Here is an 8698-nt window from a genome sequence, read left to right on the forward strand (position 1 = left end):
CGACAAGTGGCGAAAAAATGACCATACGTCGGCTAGTCTGAATTGTGATGGGATTTTTGACGTTTTCAGGTGTCTTAGCATGCGGAGGTGCCACTATGAACGCCACCCACCGCTACGCCATCCACTACCGCCTGCGCGAACAGCCGCGCCGCCTGATCCACGAGTGGTCCGAGGAACCCAACGAGTTTCTCGCGCTGCTGCAGGTGCTGCTGCACCTCGCACAGGAGACCGGCGAAGATCCCACCGGCCTGACCGACGCGCCCTGGGAGCCGAACCTGGTGCCCAACCTCAAGCTCAGTGCCGATCGCGCCGGGGTCACCCGGGTGCGCATCGTACCCATCGACTGAGCCGCCTCAGCCCTCCCCGCGCCGCCGCCACTGCGGCAGCCCGATCAGCACCACCGCCCCGATGATCACCGCCATGGCCAGCGCCTCGGCCCAACCGATGCGCTCGCCGGCGAAAGCCACGCCGAGCAGCACCGCCACCGCCGGGTTGACGAAGGCGTAGCTGGTCGCCGCCGCCGGGCGCACGTTGGCCAGCAGATAGACGTAGGCGCTGAAGGCGATGATCGAACCGAACACCACCAGGTAGCCCAGCGCCAGCCAGCCGCGGGGGTCCGGCCACTGCTGCAGCTGCTCGCCGCCGAGCTGGCTGCCGATCAGCAGGGCCGCGCCGCCCACCAGCATTTCCACCGCGCTGGCCATGGGGCCGGCCGGCAGGTCCAGGCGCCGGCTCCACACCGAACCGAAGGCCCAGGACGCGGCGGCGAAGAGGATCAGCGCGGCGCCGGCCGGGCTGCCCTGCAGGTTGTTGCCCAGGTTCAGCAGCACGATGCCGCACAGCCCCAGGCCGATGCCGGCCCATTCCAGGCCGGTGTTGCGCTGGCCGAACAGGCGCGCGAACACCAGGGTGAACAGCGGCACCGTGGCCACCGCCAGCGCCGCCACGCCGGAGGCCACGCCCCAGTGCTCGGCCACCGTCACCCCGCCATTGCCGCAACTGAGCAGCAGGATGCCGATGGCCCCGGCGTTCAGCCATTGCCTGGCGCTGGGCAGCGCCGCGCCGCGGTACAGCGCCCAGGCGAACAGCAACGCGCCTGCGATGACGAAGCGGCAGCCGGCCATCAGCATCGGCGGCCAGCTTTCCACGCCGATGCGGATCACCAGGTAGGTCGAGCCCCAGATGAAGTAGAGGGCGAAGAAGGCGGCAATCAGCGTCAGCGAGACGCGCGGTTTGGGCATGGGCATGACGGACATGGCAGGAGGCTCGACAAGTGGGTCGTAGCGCCTCATTTTATTAAGTCGAACACCGCCGGATAAGGCACAGCCAACGCTTTAACGGGCGGAACACTTTTGTTTCGATGGAAATTCCACGCCACCTCCATCGAATCGACAGCGAGACGAAATCATGGACAAGTACGACCGCGCCCTGCTCGCCGCCCTGCTGGAAAACGGCCGCCTGTCCTTCGCCGAACTGGCCCGGCGGATCAACCTCTCGCCGCCGGCGGTGGCCGACCGCGTGGCGCGCCTGGAGGCCGACGGGGTGATCACCGGCTACCACGCCAGCGTAGACCTGTCCAAGCTCGGCCGCCCGATCCAGTGCCTGATCGAACTGCGCCTGAACGACCACCGCGGCGCCCTGCAACTGGAGCGCCTGACGGAAATCCCCCAGGTGATCGACTGCTACCGGGTGACCGGCGAGTCCTGCGTGATGCTGCGGGTGACGGTGGCCGACACGGCGGAGCTGGAGCGGCTGATCGACCAGCTGGCGCAGCATGGGGCGAGCAAGACCTCGCTGGTGCTGTCCACCACCCTGGACGGGCGGGTGCACCCGGCGATGCTCCAGGGCGGCGCCTGACCGCCCGTCCCGCGATTCGCGCGCATCGCGCGCCTACCGACCCCGAATCGCGGGCAAAAAAAGAGGCGGCGCCGCTCGCGCGGCACCGCCTGAAGTCACGGAGTTGCTGTTACATCGCGGGACGGCCGAAGCCTCCCGATGTATTGGATTACCTTTCCACGATCGCGGTCACACCTTGCCCGCCCGCCGCACAGATCGAAATCAGCCCGCGCCCCTTGCCAGACGCATCGAGCAGCTTGGCCAGGTTGGCGACGATGCGACCGCCGGTCGCGGCGAAGGGATGGCCGGCGGCCAGGGAGCTGCCCTTGACGTTGAGCTTGCTACGGTCGATCGAGCCCAGCGGCGCGTCCAGGCCGAGGCGGGTCTTGCAGTACTCGGCGTCCTCCCAGGCCTTGAGGGTGCACAGCACCTGGGCGGCGAAGGCTTCGTGGATTTCGTAGTAGTCGAAGTCCTGCAGGCTCAGGCCGTTGCGCGCCAGCAGCCGGGGCACCGCGTAGACCGGCGCCATCAGCAGGCCCTCGGCGTTCTGGCCGACGAAATTCACCGCCGCCGCCTCGCCATCGCGGAAGTACGCCAGGATCGGCAGCCCGCGCGCCTTCGCCCACTCCTCGCTGGCCAGCAGCACCACCGAGGCGCCGTCGGTCAGCGGCGTGGAGTTGGCCGCCGTCAGGGTGCCGCGCGGGCCCTTCTCGAACACCGGCTTGAGGGTGCCGAGCTTCTCCAGGTTGATGTCCGGGCGCAGGTTCTGGTCGCGGGTCAGGCCGCGGAACGGGGTCATCAGGTCGTTCTGCCAGCCCTCGGCGTAGGCCGCGGCCAGCTTGTGGTGGCTTTCGAAGGCGAGCTTGTCTTGCTCATCGCGGGGGATCTGCCAGGTCTGCGCCATCAGTTCGCAGTGCTCGCCCATCGACAGGCCGGTGCGCGGCTCGCCGTTCTTCGGGATGTGCGGCATCAGGTGGCGCGGGCGGATCTTCAGCAGGCTCTTGAGCTTGTCGCCGTTGGACTTGCCGCGATTGGCCTCGAGGAGGATCCTGCGCAGCCCCTCGTTGACCCCGATGGGCGCGTCGGAAGTGGTGTCCACGCCGCCGGCGATGCCACAGTCGATCTGCCCCAGGGCGATCTTGTTGGCCACCAGGATCGCCGCTTCCAGGCCGGTGCCGCAGGCCTGCTGGATGTCGTAGGCCGGGGTTTCCGGGGCCAGGCGGGTGCCCAGCACGCATTCGCGGGTCAGGTTGAAGTCCCGCGAGTGCTTGAGCACCGCGCCGGCCACCACCTCGCCCAGGCGCTCGCCATGCAGCTGGAAGCGCTCGATCAGGCCGTCGAGGGCGCTGGTCAGCATCTCCTGGTTGCTCGCCGTGGCGTAGACGGTGTTGGAGCGGGCGAAGGGGATACGGTTGCCGCCGACGATGGCGACCCGTCGCAGTTGGGTCATGCAAGGCTCCTTGCGGGCTGAACGAGGGTTGCGCACAGGCTAACCTTAGCCGGTCCCGTCGCATTGGCCGCCCCGCCGCGGCGCAGGTCAGCGCGGTCAATTGCGCGGAACCGGCGCCTGCGTAGAGTGGTCGGCACTATCGAGTACCCGTGCAGGAGCCCCCCATGACCGACCGCTACATCGCCTTCGCCAACTCCAACGTCGGCCGCCGCCTGGTCGGCGCCTTCGGCCTGCCCGCGCCGGTACGCCTGGAACGCTGGAGCGCCGGGCGCACCCGGCCGGTGGACGGCGCCCTGCTGCTGGGCGGCACGGGGAACCTGGGCGAGGCCGTGCTGGGCTTTGCGCAGCGCCTGACCGACGCCGTGTACAGCGCCGTGGAAGGCCAGTACGGCCTGCCGCGCTGGACCGCCGAGCACGGCCCGAAACTCAAGGCCATGGTGTTCGACGCCAGCGGCCTGACCGGCTTCGAGCAACTGATCGAACTGCGCGACTTCTTCCAGGCGGCCATCAAGGGCCTGGGCCTGTGCCCCCACGTGGTGATCCTCGGGCGCGCCCCGGAATCGCTGAAAGACCCCATCGCCGCCAGCGTGCAACGCAGCCTGGAGGGCTTCAGCCGCTCCCTGGGCAAGGAGATCCGCCGGGGCGGCAACGTGCAGCTGGTGTATGTCGGCAAGGGCGCCGAAGACCAGCTGGAAGGCGCCCTGCGCTTCTTCCTGTCGCCGAAGAGCGCCTACGTGTCCGGCCAGGTGGTGCGCCTGTCCGCCTATGCCGAACAGGTGCAGGACTGGAGCCGCCCGCTCGCCGGCAAGCGCGCGCTGGTGACGGGAGCGGCGCGCGGCATTGGCGCGGCCATCGCCGAGACCCTGGCCCGCGATGGCGCGGAAGTGGTGCTGCTGGACGTGCCGCCGGCCAAGGAAGCCCTCGACGCCCTGGCCGCGCGCCTGGGCGGGCGTGGCCTGGCCCTGGACATCTGCGCGGCGGACGCCGGCGCGCAGCTGGTGGAGGCGCTGCCCGAGGGCATCGACATCGTCGTGCACAACGCCGGCATCACCCGCGACAAGACCGTGGCGAAGATGAGCGAGGCGTTCTGGAACTCGGTGATCGACGTCAACCTCAAGGCCCCGCAGGTGCTGACCCAGGCCCTGCTCGACGCCGGCCGGCTGCACGACAACGGCCGCGTGGTGCTGCTGGCGTCGATCAGCGGCATCGCCGGCAACCTCGGCCAGACCAACTACGCGGTGAGCAAGGCCGGCCTGATCGGCCTGGCGCAAGCCTGGGCCCCGGCCCTGGGCAAGAAGGGCATCAGCATCAACGCGGTGGCCCCGGGCTTCATCGAGACGCAGATGACCGCGGCCATCCCGCTGACCATCCGCGAGGCCGGCCGGCGCATGAACTCCATGGGCCAGGGCGGCCTGCCGCAGGACGTCGCCGAAGCCGTGGCCTGGTTCGCCCAGCCCGGCAGCGGCGCGGTCAGCGGCCAGGTGCTGCGCGTCTGTGGACAGAGCCTGCTGGGCGCCTGACGGCGAGGCGCAACGGCGGATAACCGCGAGCGGTTATTCGCCCTGCCAACGCCGGCGTTCACCTGTGGGTGAATCGCCCGGCAAACCGCTCCCCTCCCCTGTAGGAGCGGACTCCGTCCGCGATCCGCCCCGCGCACATATCGCGGATGAATCCGCTCCTACGAAGAGCAGGGTTTCCGCTCAGGAACGCGCTGGCCGCTGGGCGATCAGCTGGGCGAACTCATCGTGGCTCAGGCGCTGGTCGCCGTCCTTGTCGGCGCGGGCGATCAGGGCCGGCTGGGTGGCGTCGAACTCGGCGCGGCTGATGCGCCCGTCGCCGTCGGTGTCGCGCCAGGGCAAGGCGCTGGGGGCCGGCTGGGTGCTATTGGGCGGGGTGGTTTCGGCGCGGCTCAGGTAGCCGTCGCCGTCGCGGTCCAGGCGTTTGAACATGCGCTCGCGCATCGGCGCCAGGTCGTGGGCATCGATATAGCCGTCGCCGTCCTTGTCCAGCCGGGCGAAGGCGGTTTCTCCGTAGCTGCCGGCGAAGCTGGCGGCCGAACAGGCGAGCAGGATGGCGCTGAGCGCAAAGGCACGGTATCGGCAAAGCATCTTGGGTGAACCCTCCGGTTTTCGAACCCGCGCAGGCTAACCGCAGGCCCGCTCGAACGGCTTCGATCCGCAGGGTTCAGGCCTTGCCGCGCTTGCGGAACTCCACCGGGGTTTCGCCGACCCAGCGCTTGAACGCGCGGTAGAAGGTGCTGGGCTCGGAGAAGCCGGTGCGCTCGACGATCACCTCGATGCGCTCATCGGTCTTCAGCAGCAGCTCCTTGGCCAGCCGGCAGCGGTAGTCGGTGACCAGGTCGTTGAAGCGCACCCCGGCCATGGCCAGGCGCTCGCGCAGGCGCCGCGCCGGCATGTCCAGGCGCGCCGCCACCTGTTCCAGGGTGGCGCCGCCGTCCACCAGCAGCTCGCCGATCAGCTCGCGCACCTTGCGCACCAGGTCCAGGCGTTCCACCTCGGCCAGTTGCCGGCGCGCCAGCGACTCGTGCATGCGCAGCAGTTCCGGCGCGGCGTGGCGCGATGGTTTTTCCAGCACCGCCGCGTCGAACTCCAGGGCGTAGCGCTCGGCGCCCAGGCGCACCGGGCAGCCGTAGACCTGTTGATAACGCTCCGCCGGCGCGCCCAACTCGTGCATCAGCTGCACCTCGCGCGGGCGGAAGTCGCCTTCGGTGAGCGCGTGGAACAGGCGGATCACCGCGCCGGCGAGCATTTCCGGGAAGTGCCGGTTGGTGCCGGCGCTGTGGCCGAGCAGCAGCACGGCGCGCTCGCCTTCCACTTCCAGGCGCGCGTTGAGGGTGTCGGAAAGCAGGCGCACGTAGCGCAGGGCGTGGCGCAGGCCTTCGCCGAAGGTGGCGCTGGAGAGGAACAGGTATTCCAGCAGCAGGCCGTGGAAGGCCGGCAGGTGCCCGGCCAGGTACAGGCCGACGTGTTCTTCGCCGCACTCTTCGGCGGCCGCCTTCCAGAACAGGTTCTGCGCGCTGTGCGGGAAGCGCCCGGCCGGCAGCGAACCCGGCGGCAGGCCGACCCGCGCGAGCACGCGGTCAGGGTCGCTGCCGCTGGCGCGCAGCGCGTCGATCACCGGGCGCATCAGCGCCACATCGTCGGTCAGATCTCGCATGGTCTTTATTCTGGTTATCCATGAGGCGGGCCCATCTTAGGCAGCTTTGCCGCCGCCCCTCAAGAGACAGGCCACGGCGGCGGACGAATTATCCACAGCCCCCGGGCCAGAGCCGCCGATTGACCGCCCTGCCGCCGCGGCGGCCCGCCCCGGCCAATGCCGGCCGGCGTTCGGCGGCTAAGCTTGGGGGCACTTTCGCCCCCTGGAGAGCCCCGATGCCCCACGACTGGCTGGACCTGCCCGCTCCCCCCGCCCTGCCCGGCCTGTTCCTGCGCGCCGCGCTGCGCCGTGGCCTGCGCGGCCGCAGCCTGCCCGAGCGCGGCCTGCGCGCCCAGGTGCTGGTCGACGCCGGGCACCTGGAGCGTTACCGCCAGGTCTGCGGCTTCGCCAACGACCACCGGTTGCCGCCGACCTACCCGCACATCCTCGCCTTCGGCCTGCAGATGGCGCTGCTCACCGACGCCCGCTTCCCCTTCCCGCTGCTGGGCCTGGTGCACCTGGAGAACCGCATCCGCGTGCTGCGCCCGCTCGGCGGCCTGGGCCCGTTCCAGGTCAGCGTCTGGGTGCAGGACCTGCAACCCCACGACAAGGGCGTGACCTTCAGCATCATCACCCAGCTGCACGACCAGCTCGGCCTGCTCTGGGAGGGCGACAGCCGCATCCTGTTCCGCGGCATGCGCCTGGAAGGCGCGCCGGCGCCGCGCGAGGAGCAGCCGGAGCTGGCGCTGGAGCAGATCGACCAGTGGCCCTGCCCGGCGGACATCGGCCGGCGCTACGCCCGCGTGGCCGGCGACTACAACCCCATCCACCTGTCGGCGGCCAGCGCCAGGCTGTTCGGTTTTCCCCGCGCCATCGCCCACGGCCTGTGGAACAAGGCGCGCAGCCTGGCGGCCCTGGGCGAACGCCTGCCGGCGGCCGGCTACCAGGTGGAGGTGCGCTTCCAGAAGCCGGTGCTGCTGCCTTCCAGCGTGACCCTGCTGGCCAGCGAAGCGGCCCCCGCCGGGCAGTTCAGCCTGCGCGGCAAGGATGAGCTGCCGCACATGGCCGGCGCCTGGAAAGCGCTCGACGCTTGATGCGGCGGGCCTGAAGCCGGAAGCTATGGGGCTCCCGAGGAGCCCCTGATGAATATCGAAACACTCACCGCGCGCCTGCACGCGATCCGCGACCACAACGACTGGAAGCGCTTCCACAGCCCGAAGAACCTGGCCATGGCCGCCAGCGTGGAAATGGCCGAGCTGGTGGAAATCTTCCAGTGGCTGACGGAAGACGAATCGCGTCGGCTGCCCGCCGAGAAACTCGCCCACGCCGGCCAGGAAGTCGGCGACATCGTCCTCTACCTGCTGCTGCTCTGCGCCGAGCTGGGCCTGGACATGGACGAAGTGGTGCGCGCCAAACTGGCCGACAGCGAGAGGCGCTTCGTGCATGGCTGACCGGCATTTCGACGAACTGGCCACGCGCTTCGCCGAGAAGATCTACGACGGCGCCAAGGGCGCCATCCGCCTGGCCGTGCTCCAGGCCGACCTGGCCGAAGTGCTGCCCGAGCGCCCGCTGCGCGTGCTCGACATCGGCGCCGGCCTCGGCCACATGTCGCTGTGGCTGGCCGAGCGCGGCCACCAGGTGACCCTCGCCGAACCCGCCGCGCCCATGCTCGAAGGTGCCCGCCAGCGCTTCGCCGAGGCCGGCCGCGCGGCGACCTTCATCGAGGCGCCGTGGCAGGAACTGCTCGGCCGGCTCGACGAACCCTACGACCTGGTGCTGTGCCACGCCGTGCTGGAGTGGCTGGCCGAGCCCCAGGCCATCCTCCCCGTGCTGCACCAGCTGACCGCCCGCGACGGCTGGCTGTCGCTGGCCTTCTACAACCGCGACGCGCTGATCTACCGCAACCTGCTCAAGGGCCATTTCCGTAAACTGCGCAAACAACGCTTCGCCGGCGAAGGCCAGAGCCTGACGCCGCAGGAACCGCTGGACCCACGCGAGCTGGAGGCAGCCATGGCCACCACCTGGAACATCGCCGCGCGCAGCGGCGTGCGGGTGTTCCACGACTACATGCCGCAGGAGTTCCAGCACAAGGCCGAGCCCCTGGACCTGGTGGAAATGGAACTGGCCTACCGCCGCCACCCGGCCTTCGCCGGCCTCGGCCGCTACCTGCACTGGCTGTGCCGCCCGCAGGAATAGGCCCACGGCAGAATGCGCGGGCGCCGGTGGCGCTGCGCGCGCGGCAAGGCGCAGAATCAG

10 protein-coding genes are annotated in these 8698 nt (G+C 70.0%); 6 read left to right on the forward strand and 4 right to left on the reverse strand.

The genetic code is table 11. The features are described 5' to 3' along the window. The first annotated feature begins 95 nt into the window (after positions 1-95). Positions 96-347 carry a hypothetical protein gene (locus P3W75_RS12075; protein ID WP_276227580.1) on the forward strand — a complete coding sequence of 84 codons (252 nt, stop codon included), beginning with the start codon at positions 96-98 and terminating at the stop codon, positions 345-347. A gap of 6 nt (positions 348-353) precedes the next feature. Here the strand turns inward: P3W75_RS12075 and yedA are convergent, their stop codons facing one another. Continuing rightward, positions 354-1241: a drug/metabolite exporter YedA gene (gene yedA, locus P3W75_RS12080; protein WP_276227589.1), complete on the reverse strand. Its 888-nt coding sequence runs from the start codon at positions 1239-1241 to the stop codon at positions 354-356. Between the two features lie 166 nt (positions 1242-1407). On the opposite strand from yedA, the gene P3W75_RS12085 reads away from it, so the two are divergent. Continuing rightward, a complete protein-coding gene (locus P3W75_RS12085) occupies positions 1408-1857 on the forward strand; it encodes an Lrp/AsnC family transcriptional regulator (RefSeq protein WP_276227581.1) in 450 nt (149 codons plus the stop codon). Between the two features lie 148 nt (positions 1858-2005). Here P3W75_RS12085 and P3W75_RS12090 read toward each other — a convergent pair whose 3' ends face one another. Further along, positions 2006-3286, reverse strand: a complete 1281-nt coding sequence (locus tag P3W75_RS12090; RefSeq protein ID WP_276227582.1) for an acetyl-CoA C-acetyltransferase — start codon at positions 3284-3286, stop codon at positions 2006-2008. 164 nt (positions 3287-3450) lie between these two features. On the opposite strand from P3W75_RS12090, the gene P3W75_RS12095 reads away from it, so the two are divergent. After that, positions 3451-4806, forward strand: coding sequence for a 3-oxoacyl-ACP reductase (locus P3W75_RS12095; protein WP_276227583.1), 1356 nt, complete (start codon positions 3451-3453; stop codon positions 4804-4806). A gap of 180 nt (positions 4807-4986) precedes the next feature. On the opposite strand, the gene P3W75_RS12100 is transcribed toward P3W75_RS12095, so the two are convergent. Both P3W75_RS12100 and P3W75_RS12105 read right to left on the reverse strand, forming a co-directional pair. Further along, positions 4987-5394 (reverse strand): EF-hand domain-containing protein, encoded by a 408-nt coding sequence (locus P3W75_RS12100; protein WP_276227584.1) that lies wholly within the window; start codon positions 5392-5394, stop codon positions 4987-4989. Positions 5395-5470: 76 nt separating this feature from the next. Then, positions 5471-6463 (reverse strand): AraC family transcriptional regulator, encoded by a 993-nt coding sequence (locus P3W75_RS12105; protein ID WP_276227585.1) that lies wholly within the window; start codon positions 6461-6463, stop codon positions 5471-5473. A gap of 215 nt (positions 6464-6678) precedes the next feature. Here P3W75_RS12105 and P3W75_RS12110 point away from each other — a divergent pair, with 215 nt between their 5' ends. Genes P3W75_RS12110 through P3W75_RS12120 form a run of 3 tightly spaced genes read left to right on the forward strand, consistent with a single transcriptional unit; the run spans position 6679 to position 8638 of the window. Then, positions 6679-7536: a MaoC family dehydratase gene (locus tag P3W75_RS12110; RefSeq protein WP_276227586.1), complete on the forward strand. Its 858-nt coding sequence runs from the start codon at positions 6679-6681 to the stop codon at positions 7534-7536. A 48-nt stretch (positions 7537-7584) separates the two neighbouring features. Next, positions 7585-7893, forward strand: a complete 309-nt coding sequence (locus P3W75_RS12115; protein WP_276227587.1) for a MazG-like family protein — start codon at positions 7585-7587, stop codon at positions 7891-7893. Continuing rightward, the gene (locus tag P3W75_RS12120; protein ID WP_276227588.1) at positions 7886-8638 is read left to right on the forward strand and encodes a methyltransferase; all 753 of its coding nucleotides are present in this window, start codon (positions 7886-7888) and stop codon (positions 8636-8638) included. The genes P3W75_RS12115 and P3W75_RS12120 overlap by 8 nt, the downstream gene beginning before the upstream one ends. Positions 8639-8698 lie beyond the last annotated feature (60 nt).

The organism is Pseudomonas citronellolis, assembly GCF_029335315.1.
Classification (GTDB): domain Bacteria; phylum Pseudomonadota; class Gammaproteobacteria; order Pseudomonadales; family Pseudomonadaceae; genus Pseudomonas; species Pseudomonas citronellolis_A.

What these genes read in the sequence shown, in the direction of transcription:
- P3W75_RS12075 (WP_276227580.1), top strand. Translation starts at nt 96, where the DNA reads ATGAACGCCACCCACCGCTACGCCATCCACTACCGCCTGCGCGAACAG.
- yedA (WP_276227589.1), bottom strand. Translation starts at nt 1,241, where the DNA reads ATGCCCAAACCGCGCGTCTCGCTGACGCTGATTGCCGCCTTCTTCGCC.
- P3W75_RS12085 (WP_276227581.1), top strand. Translation starts at nt 1,408, where the DNA reads ATGGACAAGTACGACCGCGCCCTGCTCGCCGCCCTGCTGGAAAACGGC.
- P3W75_RS12090 (WP_276227582.1), bottom strand. Translation starts at nt 3,286, where the DNA reads ATGACCCAACTGCGACGGGTCGCCATCGTCGGCGGCAACCGTATCCCC.
- P3W75_RS12095 (WP_276227583.1), top strand. Translation starts at nt 3,451, where the DNA reads ATGACCGACCGCTACATCGCCTTCGCCAACTCCAACGTCGGCCGCCGC.
- P3W75_RS12100 (WP_276227584.1), bottom strand. Translation starts at nt 5,394, where the DNA reads ATGCTTTGCCGATACCGTGCCTTTGCGCTCAGCGCCATCCTGCTCGCC.
- P3W75_RS12105 (WP_276227585.1), bottom strand. Translation starts at nt 6,463, where the DNA reads ATGCGAGATCTGACCGACGATGTGGCGCTGATGCGCCCGGTGATCGAC.
- P3W75_RS12110 (WP_276227586.1), top strand. Translation starts at nt 6,679, where the DNA reads ATGCCCCACGACTGGCTGGACCTGCCCGCTCCCCCCGCCCTGCCCGGC.
- P3W75_RS12115 (WP_276227587.1), top strand. Translation starts at nt 7,585, where the DNA reads ATGAATATCGAAACACTCACCGCGCGCCTGCACGCGATCCGCGACCAC.
- P3W75_RS12120 (WP_276227588.1), top strand. Translation starts at nt 7,886, where the DNA reads ATGGCTGACCGGCATTTCGACGAACTGGCCACGCGCTTCGCCGAGAAG.